The organism is Pseudomonas sp. TWP3-2, from assembly GCF_049897765.1.
Lineage (GTDB): Bacteria > Pseudomonadota > Gammaproteobacteria > Pseudomonadales > Pseudomonadaceae > Aquipseudomonas.
In genome coordinates this window covers 65671-87388 of record NZ_JAFCWW010000020.1, presented here as the reverse complement: position 1 = coordinate 87388, position 21718 = coordinate 65671, and the positions used below count along the sequence as shown (strand labels likewise).

Below are 21718 nucleotides of genomic sequence, written 5' to 3'. Positions count from 1 at the left end.
AGGCCAGCCCATACAACGGAGAAAACAGCAGTGGATACTCTGTTCACCAAGATCATCAACCGGGAAATCCCGGCCAGGATCATCTACGAGGACGACCAGGTTCTGGCGTTCCACGACATCGCGCCACAGGCGCCAGTGCATTTTCTGGTGATCCCGAAGAAACCGGTGCGCACCCTCAACGACCTCACCGAAGACGATAAGGCACTGGCCGGGCACATCCTGTTCACCGCCCAACGCCTGGCGCTGGAGCTCGGTTGCGAAGAAGGCTTCCGCGTGGTGATGAACTGCAATGAACAGGGTGGGCAAACCGTCTACCACATTCATATGCACGTCCTCGGGCAGCGCCAGATGAACTGGCCACCGGGCTGATCCGCAGCGATATCTGTGGGAGCGCCCCGCTCCCATATGACCCAGCGCAAACCTTCCCCGGCCGATTCGGTTAAACTGGCCGTCGAGATTCTTCCCGGAGGTCAGCATGACTACCCAACGTCACTACTCGCCGATTGACCGTCTTCTGCTGCAAGCCGATGCCGCGATGCGTACCCTGCTGCCGTTCAGCGGTCAGCCGTACCGTCCGTCCCCGGCCATCGTGCAGCCGGACGTGCAGATGAGCGACGAAGACACCCGCCATGTCGCCGGTCTGATGCGCATCAACCATACCGGTGAAGTCTGTGCCCAGGCGCTCTACCAAGGCCAGGCCCTGACCGCCAAGCTGCCGCAAGTGCGCGCGGCCATGGAGCATGCGGCTGAAGAAGAGATTGATCATCTGGTCTGGTGCGAACAACGCATTCATCAGTTGGGCAGTCACACCAGCGTGCTCAACCCACTGTTCTACGGCATGTCGTTCGGCATCGGCGCAGTCGCGGGGCTGATCAGCGACAAGGTCAGCCTCGGTTTCGTCGCGGCGACCGAGCATCAGGTGTGCAAACACTTGAACGAACATCTGGAGCAATTGCCAGCGGAGGACGAAAAGTCCCGGGCGATTCTGCAGCAGATGCGTATTGATGAGGAACATCATGCGGAGAGCGCGCTGGAGGCTGGTGGTTTCCGTTTCCCCGCGCCGGTGAAGTTCGGTATGAGTATTCTGGCAAAGGTGATGACCAAGAGTACCTACAGAATCTGACAGCGGTAGTGCCAGACAGACACTCATCGCTGGCAGGCCAGCTCCCACAAGCAATAAAAAAGGCGACGGTCCTGAGACAGTCGCCTTTTTTGTGCCTGGATTTCTTAGCTCGGCATGTTGCGAGCGTAGAAAATCTCGAGCATTTCGTGCTTCACACGCTCCGTCACCTGGGCGCGTTGCTCAGAGGACAGGTTGTTGGTGGCGTCGCCGAACAGGTAGTTATCCAGTTCGAAGTTCTTCAACAACATTTTGGTGTGGAACAGGTTCTCCTGGTACACGTTCACGTCGGTCATCTGGTACGCGCCGCGGGTGTCTTCGGAAAGGTAGTTCTGGATCGAATTGATCTCGTGGTCGATGAAGTGCTTTTTGCCTTCAACGTCACGGGTGAAGCCGCGCACACGATAATCCACGGTCACGATGTCCGAATCGAACTGGTGAATCAGGAAGTTGAGTGCTTTAAGCGGTGAAATGACACCACACGTCGACACATCGATGTCCACACGGAAAGTCGCAATGCCTGCATCCGGATGGATTTCCGGGTAGGTATGCACCGTGATATGGCTCTTGTCGAGGTGGGCCAGGATGATTTCTGGCAGTGGGCCTGGGGACTCTTCGATCTGGCTTTCGGTCGGGGTCACCGGCTCTTCCGAGATCAGAATCGTGACGCTGGCACCCTGAGGCTCATAGTTCTGACTCGCAATGTTCAGAATGTTGGCACCAATGATCTCGACAACTTCTGTGAGAATCTGCGTCAGGCGTTCGGCGTTGTACTCTTGATTGATGTACTCGACGTAAGCCTGCTGGTCTTGCGGGGTTTCCGCGTAGCAGATGTCATAGATGTTGAAGCTCAAGGTCTTTGTCAGGTTATTGAACCCGTGGAGCTTGAGTTTGCTTTTCACCGTTAAAAACTCTCTATGTATGCGGCATGGCCGCGTGATCAAGCATGCCCGTCAAATGCGAACAACGCACCTGCGTAGGACGGTTAACACCTCTTCGCGATGGCGATTTTGGTTATCTGTTCAGGCGGATGACCCGTCGGCTGACCGATCACTGCCCTGAAAAAAGTGGCGCATTATGCAGACGTCAGCGGGGGATCGCCAGAGTCTGCACTGCTTTTATGATAGTTGAATGTCGGTTCAACCGAGTTCGATGATTTCGTAGTCGTGGGTGATCGCCACGCCAGCCGCGCCGAGCATGATCGAGGCCGAGCAATATTTCTCTGCCGACAGCTCGATGGCGCGTTTGACCTGGGCTTCTTTCAGGCCACGGCCCTTGACCACGAAGTGCATGTGGATCTTGGTGAAGACTTTCGGATCCTCGGTCGCGCGCTCGGCTTCGAGGAAGGCTTCGCAGCTTTCAACCGCCTGACGTGACTTCTTCAGAATGCTCACCACGTCGAAGTTGCTGCAACCGCCAACACCGAGCAGGAGCATTTCCATCGGGCGGACACCCAGATTACGACCACCGGCGTCCGGCGGACCGTCCATGACCACGACATGACCGCTGCCGGATTCGCCGAGGAACATGGCTTCGCCAGCCCATTGGATGCGTGCCTTCATCGCCAAGACTCCACTGTATAAAAAAGGGTCGCCAGCTTAGCACAGGGTTTTGCTCATTCAGCGCGGCGTGCATGTCGGACGGATGCGTCTATAACGTAGGTAATTTCTCGAATCTTCAAGGAAGTGTCTGGTAAGCTGGCGCCAATTCGCTGGCGCCTGCCAGCCGGGTAACGTCCGTTTCAGCGCCCCATAAAAAATCAAACATTACCGTGCAGTCTTTTTGGGATACAACCATGGTTGGTATTACCCCCACACCCAAAATCAAGAACCTCGACAAGCTGTTGATGCATTGCCAGCGCCGCCGTCATGCGGCCAAGAGCAACATCATCTGCGCGGGTGATCGCTCCGATACGCTGTACTTCATCATCAAGGGTTCGGTGACGATCCTGATCGAGGATGACGACGGCCGCGAGATGATCATCGCCTATCTGAATGCCGGGGATTTCTTCGGCGAGCTGGGCCTGTTCGAACAGGCAGGGCAAGAACAGCAACGCAGTGCCTGGGTGCGGGCCAAGGTTGAATGCGAAGTCGCGGAAATCAGCTACGTGAAGTTCCGCGAATTGTCGCAGCAGGACCCGGACATTCTTTACGTCCTCAGCGGACAAATCGCACAACGCCTGCGCAACACCACGCGCAAGGTCGGCGATCTGGCGTTCTTCGATGTGACCGGTCGGGTTGCCCGTTGCTTGCTGGAATTGTGCAAACAACCAGATGCAATGACCCACCCGGACGGTATGCAGATCAAGGTGACTCGTCAGGAAATCGGGCGCATCGTCGGGTGTTCGCGGGAGATGGTCGGTCGCGTGCTCAAGGATCTTGAAGAACGCAACCTGGTAGACGTGAAAGGCAAGACCATGGTGGTCTTCGGTACGCGTTAGACGCGCGACCTAGCCGGCGTACATCTGCGCCAGCATCAAGCGGAACAACTCATCAAGCCGCGCCAGTGCATCTGGCGCCGGGAATTTCTCGTGCAGCGCGATGTGGCTTTCAGCCCGCACGCGCTGCTCAAGATCGCACGCCTGATTGAAGCGATTGACCGCCGCAACCATCGATTCGCGCTCGTCATCAATCAACATCGCACCGTGCACCAACCCCACCGGACGCTGACCGCCCTGGCTCTGACGCCAGCGCTGCGCGGTGCCGACCATTTTGCGGCCGTCGAGGTTGACGTTGAACCGGCCATCGCAAAATGCGCCGTCGATTTCGCCCACCGACGCTGTGCCGCCCAACTCATCCAGCAACTCACAGATCGGATCACACAGACGCCGGTAGCCGGTTTCGATGCGATTCAGATCGCCTTCGCTGCGTGGTGGTGCGTAAACCAGAGCAATGTTGATGGTGGCGGCCGATTGTGGCACCGGCTCGCCACCGGTTTCGCGCAACAGTACCGGCCAGCCAGCGGCGGCCGAAACTGCGCAGGCGTGATCGAATTTCGGCAGACGATTCAAGCGACGAGGCATGACCAGCGCGCGGTCACTGGGTTGCCAGAACAGCAGGCCGAATTCGGCGTCGCCGGCACAGACTGATGCCAGCAGATCCTGTTCGGCTTGCAGGCCGGCTTCGATGGTCAGGGAGATTGGCAGCATGCAGGACTCCGGTGGGCTTGGAATCTTTAGCGGATGTGATGGCTTCATCACGGGCAAGCCCGCTCCCACAGGGAGGGCGGGTTGCCTGAGAGGATGTAGTCAGTCGAGGGTCGACCCGATTACCGCAGTACCACGCTCCGGGAAGAACAGGCGCTGTAATTCAAGACCAGGACTCTCGGCGCGCATGAACGCTTCGCCGACCAGGAACGCGTAAACGTCGCTGATTTCCATCAGCTCGACATCGGCACGGTTGAGAATCCCGCTCTCGGTAATCACCAGACGATCACGCGGAATGCGCGGCAGCAGATCAAGAGTGGTTTCCAGGCTGACTTCGAAGGTGTGCAGGTTACGGTTATTGATCCCCACCAGCGGCGTGTCGAGAGTTTTCAGCGCGCGCTCCAGCTCATCGCCGTCGTGCACTTCCACCAGAACATCCAGACCAACACCTTTGGCCACGGCTGCCAGTTCGGCCATTTTCACGTCGTCCAGTGCGGAGACGATCAACAGCACGCAATCGGCGCCCAAGGCACGGGCTTCGATGATCTGGTAGGGATCGATCATGAAGTCCTTGCGGATCACCGGCAATTTGCACGCAGCACGCGCCTGTTGCAGGTAAGCATCCGCGCCCTGGAAATAGTCGATATCGGTCAGCACCGACAGGCAAGTCGCCCCGCCCTTCTCGTAGCTATTAGCGATGTCGGCTGGCACGAAATCCTCTCGGATCACGCCTTTGCTCGGTGAAGCCTTCTTGATTTCGGCGATCACGGCCGGTTGTTTCTTCTTGGCCTGCGCCAGCAATGCCTGGGCAAATCCACGGGGTGCATCGGCCGCCTTGGCCAGACTTTCCAGCTCGCTCAGGCTGACCCGAGCGCTACGCTCGGCAACTTCCTGAACTTTGCGCGCCAGAATGTTTTCCAGAACCGTCGGTACACTCATCCCTCATTCTCCACTCTGAATACCGCAGTAAAGGCACCCAGCTCCTCGAGTTTTTCCCGAGCGAGGCCGGTGTGCAAAGCGTCGTGCGCAAGCTCGACGCCCTGTTTCAAACTGCTGGCGACGTCGGCGGCGTACAGCGCTGCACCGGCGTTGAGCACAATCATTTCGGCGGCTTTCTGGCCGTTCTCGGTTTTGCGCTTGCCCAGCGCATCGCGGATCAGCGCCAGCGACGCTTCCGGGCCATCCACCGACAGGCCGTGCAGGCTCTGGCTCTTCATGCCGAGATCTTCCGGCTCGACCCAATACTCAGTGATCTGGTCATTCTTCAGCTCAGCGACAAAGGTCGGTGCAGCGAGGCTGAACTCGTCCAGACCATCCTTGGAATGCACCACCAGTACGTGTTTGCTGCCCAGACGCTGCAAGACTTCAGCCAATGGCCGGCACAGCGCAGGAGTGAATACGCCGACTACCTGGTGTTTGACACCGGCCGGATTCGTAAGCGGGCCGAGCATGTTGAACAAGGTCCGCAGGCCGAGATCGCGGCGCGGGCCGGCGGCGTACTTCATGGCTTTGTGATGAGTCTGGGCAAACATGAAACCGATGCCGACGTTATCGATGCAACGCGCCACCTGAACCGGCGTCAGGTTGAGGTAGATGCCGGCCGCTTCGAGCAAGTCGGCACTGCCGCTCTTGCCGGAGACCGCACGGTTACCGTGCTTGGCCACAGTGCAACCAGCCGCTGCGACCACAAAGGAAGACGCAGTGGACACGTTGAAAATGTTCGCCCCGTCACCGCCGGTGCCGACCACATCGACCACGCCGTCGAGGGTCTTCAGTTCGACGGTGTCCGCCAGCTCGCGCATGGCCGAAACCGCGCCGACGATTTCGTCGATGCTTTCGCTCTTCATGCGCATGGCCATCATGAACGCGCCGATCTGCGCGTCAGTGCATTGGCCAGTCATGATTTCGCGCATCACGTCGCGCATTTCATCGGTGCTGAGGTCGAGGTGATCGACGATACGGCTCAGGGCTGTCTTGATATTCATGGGAAGTCCTTAGCGCGCGCCGCCGGCTTGTTTGAGGAAATTGGCAAACAGTTCATGGCCCTGTTCGGTGAGGATCGACTCAGGGTGGAACTGTACGCCCTCAATGTTCAGGGTCTTGTGACGCAGGCCCATGATTTCGTCGACCGAACCGTCATCGTGCTGCGTCCACGCGGTCAGTTCCAGGCAATCGGGCAAGGTGTCGTGCTTGACGATCAGCGAGTGGTAACGCGTGACCGTCAGCGGATTGTTCAGACCGGCGAACACGCCCTTGTCCTCGTGGAATACCGGGCTAGTCTTACCGTGCATTACTTGGCGAGCGCGGATCACGTCACCGCCAAAGGCCTGGCCGATGGACTGGTGGCCGAGGCACACGCCGAGGATCGGCAGTTTGCCGGCGAAGTGCTTGATGGCTTCGATGGAGATGCCGGCTTCGGTCGGCGTGCACGGGCCGGGGGACACCACGATGCGCTCGGGGTTGAGCGCTTCGATTTCGGCGATGGTCAGTTCGTCGTTGCGCACGACTTTGACTTCGGCACCCAGTTCGCCGAGGTATTGCACAACGTTGTAAGTAAAGGAGTCGTAGTTGTCGATCATCAGCAACATGGCGTTTCGAACCTCTTGAATTCTGACTTGAAGACAGCCTTCAGATGACTTACCCGCAGGGCGCTGCACGATGTCGGACGCGGGAGCGTCGGCAAAGCGGCATTTCAAACGAGCAAGGAAGGCAAAGCGATACAGATCCGGCCGGGCCGGCAGAAAGATTCAGGCGCGCCAACGCCAACGGGCGTGTGCCTTGATGACTTGATCCGGAAGTTTGCTGACGATCAACACGGGGAAGGTCTCATTCATACGTCTCGGCACAGTAACTTAGCTGGGCGGAGCGTGCAATAAGGCGCGGCCGGCGGGGGATAAATCAATTTGAAGGCTCGCGACCGATGGCAAAATGCCGGAAGTTTTTGGTACTGTCGTTTCGTTCACTACAACAATAAATAAACGGACTTGCTCATGATCAAACAGACGCTGTTTGTACCGCTCGCCGGATGCCTGCTCGCAATGGCCTGCGCTCAGGCGAATGCCGCACCTAATCCTTACTCGAATTTCATCGTCTTCGGCGACAGCCTGAACGACGCCGGCACCTTTGCCGACAGCGGAGGCCCCGCGGGCGCTACTCAGCGCTACACCAACCGCACTGGCCCGGTGTATCTGGATGGCAGCGGGGAATTGCGCTCGCTGAACGCCACGCAGATTCTCGGCGGAAAACTGGGGTTTTCGCCTGATCAGACTGCCTCCTCTTCATCCGCAGTACGCGCTGGCGATGGCTTGCCCGACGGCAATAACTGGGCGGTAGGCGGTTATCGCACCGACCAGATTCTCGATTCGATCACCACGCAATCTGCCACTGGCGAACGCACCCGCGCCGGTTATCTGCCGTCGAACGGTTTTCGCGCGGATCCGAATGCGCTGTATTACCTCTCGGGTGGCGGTAATGATTTCCTGCAAGGCCGCGTGACAAATCTTGCGCAGGCCGGCGCCGCGGCTGATCGTCTGGCCAGCAGCGCGCAAACCCTGCAGCAGGCCGGCGCCCGTTACATCGTGGTCTGGCTGCTGCCGGACATCGGCTTCACCCCGGCCTTCAGCGGTTCGCCGCTGCAAGCGTTCACCTCGCAACTCAGCGCGCAGTTCAACACCGAACTGGTCAGCCAGTTGCAGGGCATCAATGCCAACATCATCCCGCTGAACATTCCGGTGCTGCTCAAAGAGTCGTTCGCCAATCCGGGCCAGTTCGGTCTGGCCACCGACCAGAACCTCAGCGCCACCTGCTTCAGCGGCAACGGTTGCACCGAGAACGCGCGGTACGGCATCAACAGTGCCACGCCGGATCCGACCAAGCTGATCTACAACGATGCGGTGCACCCGACCGAAGCCGGGCAGCGCCTGATCGCCGATTACACCTACTCGCTGCTGTCCGCGCCATGGGAAGCCACCCTGCTGCCGCAAATGGCTCAAGGCACGTTGCGTTCGCATCAGGATGAGCTGCGTAACCAGTGGCTGGCCGACTGGCAGAACTGGCAAGGCGTTGGTCAATGGCGGGCTATTGTCGCCGGTGGGGGCCAGCGTCAGGACTTCGACACCCAGGACAGCGGCGCCAGCGCCGACGGCAATGGCTACAACCTCAACGTCGGTGGCAGCTACCGCCTGAATGACGCGTGGCGTGTTGGACTGGCGGCCGGTTTTTACAACCAGAAACTTGAAGCAGGCGATCACGATTCCGACTACAAGCTCAACACCTACATGGGCACCGCTTTCGCCCAGTATCAGCAGAATCGCTGGTGGGGTGATGCGGCTGTGACGGCCGGGCATCTGGACTACGACAGCCTGAAACGCAAATTCCAGCTCGGCGTCAACGAGCGCGGCGAGAAAGGCGATACCGACGGCTACGTGCTGGCCTTCAGCGGTCGCGTCGGTTACGACATCGCGCCAGAGGCAAGCAGCCCATGGCACCTGTCGCCATTTGTCAGCGCAGATTTCGCCAAAGTCGAAGTTGATGGTTACTCCGAGGACGGCGCTGACTCCACCGCGCTGACCTTCGATGACCAGTCGCGCATCTCCCGGCGTCTCGGTGTTGGTATTCAGGGCAAGTACCAGATTACCGCGCAAACCCAGGTGTTCGGCGAGCTCGCGCATGAGCGCGAGTACAACGACGACACTCAGGATGTGACGATGAGTCTCAACAGCCTGCCGAACAATCACTACACCCTGGACGGCTACACCCCGCAGACCAACCTCAATCGCTTGAACCTGGGCGTGAGCCACAACCTCACCAAAGACCTGGCGTTGCGCGCCAGCTACAACATCCGCAAGGATGATGACTTTACCCAGCAAGGGATCAACCTTGGCGTAGCGCTGGACTTCTAACCAGCAGGCAATAAAAAACGCGGCGTCCTTGCGGGCGCCGCGTTTTTTTATGCCGATCAATCAGTCCGGGGTCTGTTCAGCCAGTGCCACGGCACGGAACATCGCCCGGCGCTTGTTCAGGGTTTCTTCCCATTCCAGCGCCGGCACCGAGTCGGCAACGATGCCGCCACCGGCCTGCACATGCAGTTCGCCGTTTTTGATCACAGCGGTACGAATCGCAATCGCGGTATCCATATTGCCGTTCCACGCGAAGTAACCGACCGCGCCGCCATATACGCCACGCTTGACCGGTTCCAGTTCGTCGATGATTTCCATCGCGCGGATCTTCGGCGCGCCGGACAAGGTGCCCGCCGGCAGAATCGCCCGCAGTGCATCCATCGCCGTCAGCCCGGCTTTCAACTGGCCGGTGACGTTGGACACGATGTGCATCACGTTGGAATAACGCTCGATGACCATTTTCTCGGTGAGCTTCACCGAACCGATTTCCGAAACCCGGCCAGTGTCGTTGCGCCCCAGATCGATCAGCATCAAATGCTCGGCGATCTCTTTGTCATCCGAGAGCAAGTCTTCTTCCAGCGCCAGATCGGCCTCTTCGGTCGCGCCACGCGGACGCGTACCGGCAATCGGCCGCACCGTGATCAGATTGTCTTCAACCCGCACCAGCACTTCCGGCGAACTGCCGACGACGTGGAAGTCGCCGAAGTTGAAGAAGTACATATAAGGCGTCGGGTTGAAGCAACGCAGCGCGCGGTACAGATCGATCGGCGCAGCCTTGAAGTCGATCGACATGCGTTGCGACGGCACAACCTGCATGCAGTCACCGGCAAGGATGTATTCCTTGATGGTGTCGACGGCTTTTTCGTAGTCGCTCTGGGTGAAACTGGAGCGGAAGATCGGATCGGCCGCTTGCTGCTTGCTGAAGTCCAGACCGCGGCGCGGGGTGATCGGCTGGCGCAGTTGCTCCAGCAGTTCCTGCAAACGCGCCTGACCTTGCTCGTAGGCATCGGCCTGCGCCGGGTCGGCCAGCACGATCGCGTGCATCTTGCCGGCGAGGTTGTCGAATACGACGACCGCGTCGGAAACCATCAGCAGAATGTCCGGCACGCCCAGCGGATCGGGGTTCGGGCATTTGCCAAGGCGTTTTTCCACATAACGCACACAGTCGTAACCGAAGTAACCGACCAGACCACCGTTGAAACGCGGCAGACCGGCGATGGTCGGCACGTTGTAGCGCGCTTTGAAGTCTTCGACGAAAGCCAACGGATCTTCAACATCGTGGCTTTCGGTTTCGACGCCATCGACGGTGATGCTGACGTGATGGTCGTGAACCCGCAGCACGGTGCGGCACGGCAGACCGATGATCGAATAGCGGCCCCATTTCTCGCCGCCCTGCACCGATTCGAGCAGGTAGGAGTTGGGCTGGTCGGCCAGTTTCAGGTAGATCGACAGCGGCGTGTCGAAGTCGGCCAGGGTTTCGCAGGCCAACGGGATACGGTTATAGCCGGCAGCGGCCAAACGCAGGAATTCTTCGCGGATCATGGGGTGCCTCGTGGTGTGAGGTGCAATCAGTCAGGTGTGCAAACGTGCCGGCAGGCCGGCCAGGAACCAGTCAGGCGCGCCAACGCCAGCGGGCCAGGGCCTTGATGACTTTCATCCAGAGTTTGCGAGTGACCACCACGATGGCGTTTCCAGCAGGGGGTTGAACAGCGTCGGGCAACGTTATCCCAGCGGCCGTATCGAGGCAACCGGGAATTAGTCTGCGCAGATCATCGATCACCAGCGTCGGCGATTCCTCGGCAATCGGCCGGCCGTGGTTGTAGCCATAACTCAACGCGACACACTTGACCCCCGCCGCTTTCGCCGCCAGTACATCGCTGCGCGAGTCGCCGACGAACAGCGATTGCGAGGCCGGGATGTTGGCCATTTTCATGACGAAGAACAGCGCGGCCGGATCAGGTTTTTTCTGCGGCAGAGTATCGCCGCCGATGATCCACTTGAAGTAGCGGCCGATCTTCATCTGATCCAGCAGCGGCGCCACGAAGCGCTCCGGCTTGTTGGTGATCAACGCCATGGCCACGCCTTGCTTGTGCAGCCATTTCAAGGTGTCGCGCACGCCGGGATAGACCACGGTCAGCTCATGGCTGGCGCCGTAAGCTTCCATGAACACTTCCAGTGCATGCTCGGCTTCGACGTCATCCACGGAAGAATGCTCGATGCCGCCGGCCAGCGCGCGGCGCACCAGCACTGGCGCGCCGTTGCCGACCCACTCGCGTACCGATTCGAGACCGGCCGGTTTTCGCCCGAGGCTGAGCAGCATGTGGTCCACCGCCACCGCCAGGTCGGGGACCGAATCGATCAGCGTGCCATCCAGATCGAACATCACCAACCGTGGCAGTTTGCCCGGGAACAGCTGCTCAAAACCGCTCATGGACGGGCCAGCGCCAGTTCGGCACGCATCTTGTCGATGACTTCCTGATAGTTCGGCGCGTTGAAAATCGCCGAGCCGGCAACAAAGGTGTCAGCGCCGGCAGCGGCGATTTCACGGATGTTGTTGACGTTGACCCCGCCGTCGATTTCCAGACGAATGTCACGGCCCGACGCATCAATGATGGCGCGCGCTTCGCGCAATTTGTCGAGGGTGCCGGGAATGAATTTCTGCCCGCCGAAGCCCGGGTTGACGCTCATCAGCAAGACCATGTCAACCTTGTCGATCACGTACTTGAGCACTTCCAGCGAGGTCGCCGGGTTGAACACCAGGCCGGATTTGCAGCCGCCCTCGCGGATCAGTTGCAGCGAGCGGTCGACGTGTTGCGTGGCTTCCGGGTGGAAGGTGATGTAGGTCGCGCCGGCTTCGATGAAGTCGCCAACGATGCGATCCACCGGGCTGACCATCAGGTGCGCGTCGATTGGCGCGGTAACGCCGTACTTGCGCAGCGCCGCGCAAACCATCGGGCCGATGGTCAGGTTGGGCACGTAGTGGTTGTCCATGACATCGAAGTGGACGAAGTCGGCACCGGCGGCCAGAACGTTGTCCACTTCTTCGCCGAGGCGGGCGAAGTCGGCGGAGAGAATCGAAGGAGCAATTACGAAGGGCTGCATGACGCACCTTTTCTGAGCTAAATCACGATGGCGCGCATTGTATACCTCAAGTTTCCGCGCGCGCACCGTGACTGCGATGATCAGTAGGCGGCGCGATAAATCTTCTCGATATCCGCCGCGCTGAGCTTGCGCGGATTGTTGCGCATCAGACGCTCGATGCCCGCGGCCTCCACGGCCATGGCCGGGATGGCATCTTCCGGCACGCCGAAACTGCGCAGGCCCTGGGGAATTTCCACCGCCGCACACAGTTCGGTCATGGCCTGCACCGCGCTGTCCGCCGCAGCATTCAGACTCAGATGAGCGGTCTTCACCCCCATGGCTTCGGCGATATCCTGCATGCGTTCGACGCTGGCCATCTTGTTCCAGGTCATGACGTACGGCAGCAACAGCGCATTGCTGACACCGTGGGCAATGTTGAACCGCCCACCGAGCGGATAGGCCAGCGCATGCACCGCGCCAACCCCGGCATTACCGAACGCCATGCCGGCCATCAGGCTGGCGGTGGCCATGTCTTCGCGGGCTTGCAGGTTGGACGGATTGGCGTAGGCCTTGGGCAAGGATTTGGCGATCAACTTGATCGCGCCGATGGCCAGCGCATCGGTAATCGGCGAGGCATTCAGCGACAGATAGGATTCGATGGCATGCACCAGCGCATCGACACCACTGGCGGCAGTCACGCTGCGCGGACAGGTCAGGGTCATTTGCGGACTGACCAGCGCCACGTCCGGCAGCAGATAATCGCTGACGATGCCCTTCTTCAATTGCGCGATCTTGTCCGAGAGAATCGCCACGTTGGTGACTTCCGAACCGGTACCGGCGGTGGTCGGAATGGCGATCAGTGGCGGGCCTTTGCGCGGTACCTGATCAACGCCGAACAAATCTTCCAGCGCACCGTGATAACCGGCGTACGCCGCGACGCTTTTGGCGATGTCGATAGCGCTGCCACCGCCCAGCCCGATCAAACCGTCATGCCCGCCCTCACGGTAGACGCGCATGCAGTCCTCGACGATGGCGATTTCCGGGTCTGGCAACACGCGGTCGAAGATTTCGTAATTACGCCCGCCGAGATGCGCCAGCGCCAGCTCGACCGTGCCGGATTTGACCAGCGCGGCGTCGGTGACGATCAGCGGGTTGTCGATGTCGAGGCGCGTGAGTTCGGCGGCGAGCTGCTCGATGGCGGCGGCACCGGTGATCAGCTTGTGGGCGATTTTGAACGAAGAAAGACTCATGGTGCGCAGCCTCTTATAGATGTGGGAGCTGGGCACAAGATTAGCTGGGGATTTGGGGTTGTCTGGTATTCAGACTGTGAATGGTGGTTTGAAGAGAAAGATCAAGAGCCCCTCACCCTAGCCCTCTCCCGGAGGGAGAGGGGACTGACCGAGTTGCTGATTCAAGCTACGCCGACCTGAAATATCAAATTGAACTCAAGTTTTGAAGAGCTCACAAATCGGCTCCCTTCCCCCTCGCCCCCTTGGGGGCGGTCCGACGTTTCGGGAGGGCTGGGGTGAGGGGGAAAAAATGTCCAGCGAACACTAAACCTGAGCAGTACGCAGTTTTTCGCTGCGGCCGCGCAGCCATTCGAGCGTCAACAGGAGGATGACCGAGAAGGCGATCAGTAACGTAGCAGCAGCCGCAATCGTCGGACTCAAATTCTCGCGAATCCCGCTAAACATCTGCCGTGGCAAAGTCGCCTGCTCCGGCCCCGCCAGAAATAGCGTCACCACCACCTCATCAAACGAAGTCGCAAAGGCAAACAGCGCCCCGGAAATAACCCCCGGCGCAATCAATGGCAAGGTCACCCGACGAAACGCGGTCAGCGGCGAAGCACCGAGACTGGCCGCCGCTCGCACCAGATTATGGTTGAAGCCCTGCAAGGTCGCCGACACAGTGATGATCACAAACGGCACGCCCAGCACCGCGTGCACCACGATCAGCGAGAAGAAGCTGTTGCCCAAGCCCAACGGTGCGAAGAACAGATAACTCGCCACACCAATGATCACCACCGGCACTACCATCGGCGAAATCACCAGCGCCATCACCAGCGCCTTGCCGGGAAAATCCCCTCGGGTCAGGCCGATCGCCGCCAGCGTGCCGAAGATCATCGCCAGCACGGTCGCGGCCGGGGCGACGATGATGCTGTTCTTCAGCGCACGCATCCATTCCGCCGAGGCGAAGAAGTCGTGATACCACTGCAGCGAGAAACCTTGCAGCGGGTACACCAGAAAACTGCCGGAGTTGAACGACAGCGGAATGATCACCAGCACCGGCAGGATCAGGAACAACAGGATCAGGCCGCAGAGAATCCGCAGGCTGTAGAACCACACCCGTTCGATGGGCGACATGTAAGGACTCAGCATTTCAAATTCCCCTTAGCTCAGGCGCAGGCGACTGGCGCCCACCAGCCAGCTGTAGATCAGATAAAGCACCACGGTCGCCAGCAGCAACAACCCGCCAAGTGCGGTGGCCATGCCCCAGTTGATGCTGGTGTTGGTGTAGAAGGCGACGAAGTAGCTGACCATTTGATCGTTCGGGCTGCCGAGCAGCGCCGGGGTGATGTAGTAGCCGATGGCGAGGATGAACACCAGCAGGCACCCGGCGCCGATACCGGCATAGGTCTGCGGGAAGTACACCCGCCAGAAACTGGCGAACGGGTGGCAACCGAGGGATATCGCAGCGCGCATGTAAGTCGGCGAGATGCCTTTCATCACGCTGTAGATCGGCAAAATCATGAACGGCAGCAGGATGTGCACCATCGAGATGTAGACCCCGGTGCGGTTGAACACCAGCTCCAGCGGCTTATCGATGATGCCCATGGCCATCAGCCCGCTGTTGATCAATCCGCCCGATTGCAGCAGCACGATCCACGCCGCGACGCGCACCAGAATCGAGGTCCAGAACGGCAGCAACACCAGAATCATCAGCAGGTTGCTCTGGCGCGACGGCAGGTTCGCCAGCAAGTAGGCCAGCGGGTAGGCGAGGACCAGGCAGATCACGGTGATGACCAGGCCCATCCAGAACGTGCGGGCGAAAATGTCGAGGTAGATCGCCTGATCCGGGGTGGCCGGGGCGATTTCGCCGAGGTCGTCGATGCGGTGATCGACCGAGGCCAGCAAGTAATACGGGGTGATGTTGCTGGTGTTGCGGCGCACCGCTTGCCAGTAGGCCGGATCGCCCCAGCGTTCATCGAGGGCTTCCAGTGCTTCTTTATAAGAGGCCGGTTCGCTGGCGAATGGCAGCGCGCGGGCGGTTTTGGTCAGCAGGCTGCGATAGCCGGCCAACTCCATGTTCAAGCGCTTGGACAGATCGCCCAGCGTCTGGTTTTTGCGTGCTTCGGCAAGGTCTTCGCTGGCGGCTTTGTACACCGGTTCAGCGGGCAGACCGCGGCCGTCCCAACTGGCGATGGCCGCCACGGTGCGCGGCATGCCGCCGACCACTTCCGGGTTGCCCACGCTTTTGTAGAGCAGCGCCACGATCGGCACCAGAAACACCAGCAACAGAAACAGCACCAGCGGCGCGATCAGTGCCTGGGCCTTCCAGCGGTTGACCCGCTCGGCGCGCTTGAGCCGCTGCTTCAAAGTGGGGCTGTTGCCCGCGTTCAGGGGAACGGCGATGGCCATGACGTACTCCGCAAATCGATCTTTCTAATTCATACAACCTGTGGGAATTGGCTTGTGTGGCGAGGGAGCTTGCTCCCGCTTGAGTGCGCAGCACTCACAAGTATTTTGGGGCTGCTTCGCAACCCAGCGGGAGCAAGCTCCCTCGCCACAACAGCTCATTCCCGAAGTTGGGGTTTTGGTTACTTCGCAGCCCAGGAGTTGAAGCGCTGCTCCAGTTGCTCGCCGTTGTCCGCCCAGAAGCTGACGTCGATCTGCACCTGGTTGGCGATGTTTTCCGGGGTGGTCGGCATGTCTTTCAGGACATCCTTGGCCAGCAGCGGCACGGCTTGGGTGTTGGCCGGGCCGTAGGCGATGTTTTCCGAGTAGGTCTTCTGCTGCTGCGGCTGTACCGAGAACGCGATGAATTTCTTCGCCGCTTCCGCACGCTTGGCGTCCAGACCTTTCGGGATGGCCCATGCGTCGAAGTCGTAGATGCCGCCGTTCCACACCACTTTCAGGTTGGATTCTTTCTGCACTGCAGCGATGCGGCCGTTGTAGGCCGAGCTCATCACCACGTCACCGGAAGCCAGGTACTGCGGCGGTTGCGCACCGGCCTCCCACCATTGAATGCTCGGTTTCAGCTCATCAAGTTTCTTGAACGCGCGATCCTGACCACCCTTGCTCGCCAGTTCCTTGTAGACGTCTTTCGGCGCAACACCATCGGCCATCAAAGCGAATTCGAGGGTGTACTTGGCGCCTTTGCGCAGGCCACGTTTGCCCGGGAATTTCTTGGTGTCCCAGAAATCCGCCCAGCTGGTTGGCGCGGTTTTCAGCTTGTCAGCGTTGTAGGCGAGCACGGTCGACCACACGAAGAAACCCACGCCGCACGGCTGGATTGCGCCTTTGACGTAGTCTTCGGTTTTGCCGAACAGCGCAGGATCAAGCTGCTCGAACATGTCTTCGTCGCAGCCACGGGACAGTTCCGGTGATTCAACTTCCACCAGGTCCCACGACACGCTCTTGGTATCGACCATGGCTTTGACCTTGGCCATCTCGCCGTTGTACTCGCCAGCAACAATTTTGCCGTTGCCCGCCGCTTCCCACGGTGCGTAGAAGGCTTTGACTTGCGCCGCCTTGTTCGCCCCGCCAAACGACACCACGGTCAGATCCGGGCCGGCGGCCATTGCGCTGGCCGCACCCATCAGGCCCAGGGTCAGGGCTGTGAACTTCAGGGATCTCAACATTTATTGTTCTCTCCACGTGCAGGGTTGGTGTTGGTATTGCGGGGCGATTAATGCGTCTCTAGAAGTGGGTCGAGCGCGCGAACGTGTTCGACCTGCCAGCCAAGCGGTACCACGTCGCCGACGGCGAGCGCTGGATCGAGCTCGGCAATCGGTTGTTTCACGAAGAAGTCGGTCTTGCCGCAAACTTCCAGGCGTACCCGGACGTGGTCGCCCAGGTAGATGAATTCGGCCACCCGCCCGGAGAAGCGGTTGACGCATTGATCGCTCGAACCGTTGAGGCTGACGCGCTCCGGACGGATCGACAGGGTCACCGGCTCGCCGGTCTGGCCGACGTTGACCGCCAATGCCTCGACCTTTTCCCCACGACCCAGCTCGACCACACAGCGCTCACCGCTCTGACTGACCAGACGCCCGTTGAGGCGGTTGTTTTCACCGATGAAGTTGGCGACGAAAGTGTTTTTCGGTTCTTCGTAGAGGGTGCGCGGCGGCGCGATCTGCTGGATCTCGCCCTGATGGAACACCGCGACACGGTCGGACATGGTCAGCGCTTCGCCCTGATCGTGGGTCACGTAGACCACGGTCACGCCGAGGCGCTGGTGCAGGTGTTTGATTTCCATCTGCATGTGTTCACGCAGTTGTTTGTCGAGGGCGCCGAGCGGTTCGTCCATCAGCACCAGTTGCGGCTCGAACACCAAGGCGCGGGCCAGTGCCACACGTTGTTGCTGACCACCGGAGAGTTGCGCCGGATAGCGCTGGGCGAAGGCGTCGAGCTGCACCATGCTCAGGACTTTTTTTACCCGGTCGCTGACGTCGCTCTTGTTCAGGCCGCGCACGGTCAGCGGGAACGCCAGGTTTTCGGCGACGGTCATGTGCGGGAACAGCGCGTAGTTCTGGAACACCATGCCGATGTCGCGTTTGTGCGGCGGCACGTTGTTGATCGAACGCCCGGCCAGCAGAATTTCCCCGGCGGTCGGCGTTTCGAAACCGGCGAGCATCATCAGGCTGGTGGTCTTGCCCGAACCGGACGGCCCGAGCAGGGTGAGGAATTCGCCCTTGCGAATATCCAGGTTGAGGTCTTTGACGATCAGGTTCTCGCCGTCGTAGCTCTTCTGCACTCCACGAAAGCTGACCAGCACATCACTGGCCCCTGCGTTTGAATCGACCTGGCTCATACCCACACCTTTGTTGTTGATGACTGCTTGTGTATCAAGCCTAGTGGCTGGCGGCAGTCACGCAAATCGGGGTGCAGGAGAGAATCGCCTCAGCGCGATGGAAGGTTGCGGGTAGGGATTGCCCTACAAGGATGGCGCGTTTGGGCAAGTCAGCAGCAAGCTTGAAGCTACAAGCCGCCAGCACAGGCAAAAGCCGCTGTCGCTAATGGACATGCCCACCATCTACAGCTGAACGAAGAACCCTGTGGGAGCTGGCTTGCCAGCGATGAGGGAATGTCAGTCACATCAATGTAGGCTGATCCACCGCCATCGCTGGCAAGTCGAATCGTCGCACCGCAGCTCCCACAGGTTTTTGTGGTGTGTTTAAAGGAGTTTGTGCTCCATCGCGTACTTGACCAGTTCGGCCAGCGAAGTGATGTTGAGTTTCTGCATCAGACGCGCCTTGTGCGTGCTGATGGTCTTGCTGCTCAGGGCAAGTTGCTGGGCGATGTCGTTGACGTTGGCGCCTTGGGCGAGGCGCTCGAACACCGAAAACTCGCGCTCCGAGAGCAATGAATGCAGCGGCCGCGCATCGGTCAGGCCGACTTCAAACACCATGCGATCGGCCAGATCCGGGTCGATATAGCGCCCGCCCGCCGCGACCTTGCGGATCGCCGTCAGCAGCAGCGCCGGATCGCTGTCCTTGGTCGCATACCCGGCGGCGCCGACCTTCAACGCTCGCGCGGCCATTTGCGCTTCGTCGTGCATCGACAGCACCAGAATTGCCGGTGGATTGTTCAGCGCACGAATTCGCGGGATCGCCTCGAGGCCGTTTACACCGGGCATCGAGATGTCCAGCAACACGACTTCGCACGGCACATGGCGCAGAGTCTCGAGCAGTTGTTCGCCATTGCTCGCCTCCCCCACCACCAGCAGATCTTTGGCCAGGCCGATCAATTGCTTGATGCCTTCACGGACGATGGTGTGGTCTTCGGCTACCAGTACACGGATCACTTACTTCTCCTCATCCAGCGGCACTCGCACACTCAGGGTCGTGCCTTCACCCGGCTGACTGTCCAGCGCCAACTGCCCGCCCATGATCAACACGCGTTCGCGCATTCCGACCACCCCGAAGGAAGTCGGCCGACCGCCAGCGGCGACAAATCCTACGCCATCATCGCTGACCGTCAGACACAATTCGTCGCCTTCCAGCGCCAGCGTCAGTTCCACAGTATGCGCCTGAGCGTGGCGCATGACGTTGGTCAGCGCCTCCTGCAAGATCCGGAACAGCCCGATGGCCTTGGCGTCGCTGAGCGGCGGCAGGTTGTCCGGCACCTGCACCAGACACGGAATCTGCGTACGCGCCTCAAACCGTCGGGCCTGCCATTCGATGGCCGACGCAATCCCGGCATCGAGAATCGGCGGGCGCAACGCCGTCGCCACATCGCGCACCAGCTGAAACAACTGGGCGATCAAGCGCTTCATGCTGTTCAGCCGTTCGTTCAGACCGGGATCAAGTTGCGCGTAGGCCAGTTCGCACATGGATGTCTCCAGTTTCAACACCGTGAGCATCTGTCCCAGTTCATCGTGTACCTCGCGGGCGATGCGCGCCTTTTCCTCTTCGCGCACGCTTTCAAGGTGCGCCGACAGTTCGCGCAGTTGCTCGCGCGATGCGGCCAGCTCCAGCTCGATGCGTTTACTCTCGCTGATGTCCCAGACGATGCCGTCCCAGACGTAAGCGCCGTCCTCCAGTTGCCGGGTGATCGCCTTGATTTCGGCCCAGCGCTGCTCGCCTTGGCGGGTGACAATCCGCCCCTGCCACGACCAGTCGCTGTCAGTGTCCAGCGCCTGATCCTGAGTCTGGTGATAACTGGCCTTGTCATCCGGGTGCACCAGACTGCGCAGGCCCATGTCACGATGGGCGATGGCGGCGGGCGCATAGCCGACCAGACTTTCGCTGCCCTCGCTGATGTAGGCGAAGTCGATCTGCCCCGTCACCGGTGCCCGCTCAAGACGGAACACCAGACCCGGCACGTTCGCGGCGATGCCTTGCAGCCGCGCCTCGCTTTCCTGCAACGCGGCCAGGGCGCGGCGGCGCTCGGTGACGTCTGTCAGGTAAACCACCAGATATTCGCTATCGCGAAAACGCAGGAAGCTCAGCGACACATCGGCCGGCAACACGCTGCCATCGGCGCGCACGCAGTTGGTTTCAAAGCTTAGCGGCCCTTCTTCGCTGGCGCGGGCGCGTTTCCACAGGTTGAGCCAGCGATCCATGTGCAGGCCAGGTTCGAAGTCGATCAGCGGCCGCTCGATCAGCGCGCCCTGCAGATAACCGAGCATGTTTTCCGCCGCGCGGTTGGCGTAGCGCACGTGGCTGTCCCAATTGACCCAGAGAATGCCGACGGTACTTTGGTCGATAGAAAACTGCGTCAGACGCAGCGCTTCTTCACTGGCGGCACGCTGGGCAATGTCTTCGCGCGCAGCCAGCAGGCGTAGCTCAAGGCTGTGTTGCTGACGCCTTTGCCACCACACAATCGCGGCGCAACTGAGTAACAGCACAGCGAACAACAGGCTGAGGTTCTGCCAGAAGCCCGGCGACTCGGTAAGACGCGGATATTTAGGCTGCAACCATTGTGTGTGCAAGCGTTCCAGATCCTTGGCCGGGATCGCGCGCAAGCCGCTTTCGACGATCCCCGCCAGTTGCGGCCAGTCACGTCGGGTGGCAACCCGCAGCAATTGCGGCAGGCCAATATCACCGACCACCACCAACCCGGCGAACTCCGGTTCCGCCGACAGTCGTCCAAGCTGCGCCTCATCGACCACCGCGTACGACGCTTGCTGACTCAACAACAGTTGTAAGGCTTGGCGCTCCAGCGGCACGCCTTGCAGATTCAGATGCGGATAATTGCCACGCAGATAATCGGCGGTGACGCTCGGCATGCGCACCGCAACCCGAGTCTGACTGTCGAGCTTTTCCAGCTCCACCGCGCCGCTGGCCTTCTGGTCGCTGACCACCAGTTGCGGCACGCGCATGTACGGGTCGGAGAATTGCCACAGGCGCAGCGCACCCGGTGTCTGAGTCAGACCCGGAGCGATGTCGACCTCGCCGTCACGCACCGCGGCTTCCAATTGCGCCAGGTCTGGAAAATTGCGCCAGCTCAGCTCGATGTTCAGCGCCTGGGCCAGCCACTTCATCAACTCGACATTGGCCCCGGACAGACGCTGCAAGCGCCGGTCGTATTGCGCATAGGGCACCTGCAACACCAGCCCGACGCGCAACTCGCTGTGCTGCGCCAACCACGCCTGCTGGCTCGCCGATAATTGCGCGCTGTGCATCGGTGGCGCAGGCGCCGCCCAGCCCATCAAGGGAAAGCACAAACAGCCGATAACCCACAGGCAGCAAAAACGCATCATTGAAGTCTCATACACTGACAAATTCTGACCAACCCATTAGGCTGCCGG

The 21718-nt window shown here is 60.1% G+C and carries 20 protein-coding genes; 4 read left to right on the top strand and 16 right to left on the bottom strand.

Annotation, left to right across the window (positions count from 1 at the left end):
• Positions 1 to 30 precede the first annotated feature (30 nt).
• Positions 31 to 369 carry a histidine triad nucleotide-binding protein gene (locus ACP7EE_RS22830; RefSeq protein WP_420647181.1) on the top strand — a complete coding sequence of 113 codons (339 nt, stop codon included), beginning with the start codon at positions 31 to 33 and terminating at the stop codon, positions 367 to 369.
• A 106-nt stretch (positions 370 to 475) separates the two neighbouring features.
• Positions 476 to 1123, top strand: a complete 648-nt coding sequence (gene coq7 / locus ACP7EE_RS22825) for a 2-polyprenyl-3-methyl-6-methoxy-1,4-benzoquinone monooxygenase (protein WP_420647182.1) — start codon at positions 476 to 478, stop codon at positions 1121 to 1123.
• A gap of 104 nt (positions 1124 to 1227) precedes the next feature.
• Here coq7 and speD read toward each other — a convergent pair whose 3' ends face one another.
• Positions 1228 to 2022: an adenosylmethionine decarboxylase gene (gene speD, locus ACP7EE_RS22820; RefSeq protein WP_420647183.1), complete on the bottom strand. Its 795-nt coding sequence runs from the start codon at positions 2020 to 2022 to the stop codon at positions 1228 to 1230.
• Positions 2023 to 2259: 237 nt separating this feature from the next.
• On the bottom strand, positions 2260 to 2682 hold the full coding sequence (locus ACP7EE_RS22815) for an OsmC family protein (protein WP_007941657.1): 423 nt from the start codon (positions 2680 to 2682) through the stop codon (positions 2260 to 2262).
• 233 nt (positions 2683 to 2915) lie between these two features.
• Between ACP7EE_RS22815 and crp the strand changes: the two genes are divergently transcribed.
• Positions 2916 to 3560, top strand: a complete 645-nt coding sequence (crp, locus tag ACP7EE_RS22810) for a cAMP-activated global transcriptional regulator CRP (RefSeq protein WP_420647184.1) — start codon at positions 2916 to 2918, stop codon at positions 3558 to 3560.
• A 9-nt stretch (positions 3561 to 3569) separates the two neighbouring features.
• Here the strand turns inward: crp and ACP7EE_RS22805 are convergent, their stop codons facing one another.
• The 4 genes from ACP7EE_RS22805 to ACP7EE_RS22790 form a co-directional block, all read right to left on the bottom strand.
• Positions 3570 to 4268, bottom strand: coding sequence for a lipoate--protein ligase family protein (locus tag ACP7EE_RS22805; RefSeq protein ID WP_426205624.1), 699 nt, complete (start codon positions 4266 to 4268; stop codon positions 3570 to 3572).
• Positions 4269 to 4367: 99 nt separating this feature from the next.
• On the bottom strand, positions 4368 to 5204 hold the full coding sequence (gene trpC / locus ACP7EE_RS22800) for an indole-3-glycerol phosphate synthase TrpC (RefSeq protein ID WP_426205625.1): 837 nt from the start codon (positions 5202 to 5204) through the stop codon (positions 4368 to 4370).
• Positions 5201 to 6250 (bottom strand): anthranilate phosphoribosyltransferase, encoded by a 1050-nt coding sequence (trpD, locus tag ACP7EE_RS22795; protein WP_420647187.1) that lies wholly within the window; start codon positions 6248 to 6250, stop codon positions 5201 to 5203. Before trpD ends, trpC begins: the two co-directional genes overlap by 4 nt.
• A gap of 9 nt (positions 6251 to 6259) precedes the next feature.
• Positions 6260 to 6853 (bottom strand): aminodeoxychorismate/anthranilate synthase component II, encoded by a 594-nt coding sequence (locus ACP7EE_RS22790; RefSeq protein WP_426236912.1) that lies wholly within the window; start codon positions 6851 to 6853, stop codon positions 6260 to 6262.
• Positions 6854 to 7255: 402 nt separating this feature from the next.
• Between ACP7EE_RS22790 and estP the strand changes: the two genes are divergently transcribed.
• On the top strand, positions 7256 to 9166 hold the full coding sequence (gene estP, locus ACP7EE_RS22785) for an esterase EstP (RefSeq protein WP_426205627.1): 1911 nt from the start codon (positions 7256 to 7258) through the stop codon (positions 9164 to 9166).
• Positions 9167 to 9226: 60 nt separating this feature from the next.
• Here the strand turns inward: estP and trpE are convergent, their stop codons facing one another.
• The 10 genes from trpE to ACP7EE_RS22735 all read right to left on the bottom strand — a co-directional run bounded on the left by trpE (position 9227) and on the right by ACP7EE_RS22735 (position 21670).
• Positions 9227 to 10705 (bottom strand): anthranilate synthase component I, encoded by a 1479-nt coding sequence (trpE, locus tag ACP7EE_RS22780; RefSeq protein WP_426236910.1) that lies wholly within the window; start codon positions 10703 to 10705, stop codon positions 9227 to 9229.
• A gap of 70 nt (positions 10706 to 10775) precedes the next feature.
• Positions 10776 to 11594, bottom strand: coding sequence for a phosphoglycolate phosphatase (locus ACP7EE_RS22775; protein WP_420647191.1), 819 nt, complete (start codon positions 11592 to 11594; stop codon positions 10776 to 10778).
• The gene (gene rpe, locus ACP7EE_RS22770) at positions 11591 to 12265 is read right to left on the bottom strand and encodes a ribulose-phosphate 3-epimerase (RefSeq protein ID WP_426205630.1); all 675 of its coding nucleotides are present in this window, start codon (positions 12263 to 12265) and stop codon (positions 11591 to 11593) included. The genes ACP7EE_RS22775 and rpe overlap by 4 nt, the downstream gene beginning before the upstream one ends.
• A gap of 80 nt (positions 12266 to 12345) precedes the next feature.
• The gene (locus ACP7EE_RS22765; RefSeq protein ID WP_426236907.1) at positions 12346 to 13494 is read right to left on the bottom strand and encodes an iron-containing alcohol dehydrogenase; all 1149 of its coding nucleotides are present in this window, start codon (positions 13492 to 13494) and stop codon (positions 12346 to 12348) included.
• Between the two features lie 303 nt (positions 13495 to 13797).
• The gene (locus ACP7EE_RS22760; RefSeq protein ID WP_008084123.1) at positions 13798 to 14622 is read right to left on the bottom strand and encodes an ABC transporter permease; all 825 of its coding nucleotides are present in this window, start codon (positions 14620 to 14622) and stop codon (positions 13798 to 13800) included.
• Positions 14623 to 14634: 12 nt separating this feature from the next.
• The gene (locus ACP7EE_RS22755) at positions 14635 to 15882 is read right to left on the bottom strand and encodes an ABC transporter permease (RefSeq protein ID WP_420647194.1); all 1248 of its coding nucleotides are present in this window, start codon (positions 15880 to 15882) and stop codon (positions 14635 to 14637) included.
• A gap of 179 nt (positions 15883 to 16061) precedes the next feature.
• Positions 16062 to 17105 (bottom strand): ABC transporter substrate-binding protein, encoded by a 1044-nt coding sequence (locus ACP7EE_RS22750; protein WP_038363355.1) that lies wholly within the window; start codon positions 17103 to 17105, stop codon positions 16062 to 16064.
• A gap of 47 nt (positions 17106 to 17152) precedes the next feature.
• On the bottom strand, positions 17153 to 18277 hold the full coding sequence (locus ACP7EE_RS22745) for an ABC transporter ATP-binding protein (protein ID WP_426236905.1): 1125 nt from the start codon (positions 18275 to 18277) through the stop codon (positions 17153 to 17155).
• Between the two features lie 363 nt (positions 18278 to 18640).
• The gene (locus ACP7EE_RS22740) at positions 18641 to 19270 is read right to left on the bottom strand and encodes a response regulator (protein WP_223487535.1); all 630 of its coding nucleotides are present in this window, start codon (positions 19268 to 19270) and stop codon (positions 18641 to 18643) included.
• A complete protein-coding gene (locus ACP7EE_RS22735) occupies positions 19271 to 21670 on the bottom strand; it encodes a PAS domain-containing sensor histidine kinase (protein WP_426236902.1) in 2400 nt (799 codons plus the stop codon).
• Positions 21671 to 21718: the final 48 nt, after the last annotated feature.

Bases quoted from the DNA above. Each gene is read 5' to 3' on its own strand.
- ACP7EE_RS22750 (WP_038363355.1), bottom strand. From the start codon at position 17,105: ATGTTGAGATCCCTGAAGTTCACAGCCCTGACCCTGGGCCTGATGGGT.
- trpC (WP_426205625.1), bottom strand. From the start codon at position 5,204: ATGAGTGTACCGACGGTTCTGGAAAACATTCTGGCGCGCAAAGTTCAG.
- rpe (WP_426205630.1), bottom strand. From the start codon at position 12,265: ATGCAGCCCTTCGTAATTGCTCCTTCGATTCTCTCCGCCGACTTCGCC.
- ACP7EE_RS22755 (WP_420647194.1), bottom strand. From the start codon at position 15,882: ATGGCCATCGCCGTTCCCCTGAACGCGGGCAACAGCCCCACTTTGAAG.
- trpE (WP_426236910.1), bottom strand. From the start codon at position 10,705: ATGATCCGCGAAGAATTCCTGCGTTTGGCCGCTGCCGGCTATAACCGT.
- ACP7EE_RS22815 (WP_007941657.1), bottom strand. From the start codon at position 2,682: ATGAAGGCACGCATCCAATGGGCTGGCGAAGCCATGTTCCTCGGCGAA.
- coq7 (WP_420647182.1), top strand. From the start codon at position 476: ATGACTACCCAACGTCACTACTCGCCGATTGACCGTCTTCTGCTGCAA.
- ACP7EE_RS22735 (WP_426236902.1), bottom strand. From the start codon at position 21,670: ATGATGCGTTTTTGCTGCCTGTGGGTTATCGGCTGTTTGTGCTTTCCC.
- crp (WP_420647184.1), top strand. From the start codon at position 2,916: ATGGTTGGTATTACCCCCACACCCAAAATCAAGAACCTCGACAAGCTG.
- ACP7EE_RS22790 (WP_426236912.1), bottom strand. From the start codon at position 6,853: ATGTTGCTGATGATCGACAACTACGACTCCTTTACTTACAACGTTGTG.
- trpD (WP_420647187.1), bottom strand. From the start codon at position 6,250: ATGAATATCAAGACAGCCCTGAGCCGTATCGTCGATCACCTCGACCTC.
- ACP7EE_RS22765 (WP_426236907.1), bottom strand. From the start codon at position 13,494: ATGAGTCTTTCTTCGTTCAAAATCGCCCACAAGCTGATCACCGGTGCC.
- estP (WP_426205627.1), top strand. From the start codon at position 7,256: ATGATCAAACAGACGCTGTTTGTACCGCTCGCCGGATGCCTGCTCGCA.
- ACP7EE_RS22745 (WP_426236905.1), bottom strand. From the start codon at position 18,277: ATGAGCCAGGTCGATTCAAACGCAGGGGCCAGTGATGTGCTGGTCAGC.
- ACP7EE_RS22805 (WP_426205624.1), bottom strand. From the start codon at position 4,268: ATGCTGCCAATCTCCCTGACCATCGAAGCCGGCCTGCAAGCCGAACAG.
- ACP7EE_RS22775 (WP_420647191.1), bottom strand. From the start codon at position 11,594: ATGAGCGGTTTTGAGCAGCTGTTCCCGGGCAAACTGCCACGGTTGGTG.
- ACP7EE_RS22760 (WP_008084123.1), bottom strand. From the start codon at position 14,622: ATGCTGAGTCCTTACATGTCGCCCATCGAACGGGTGTGGTTCTACAGC.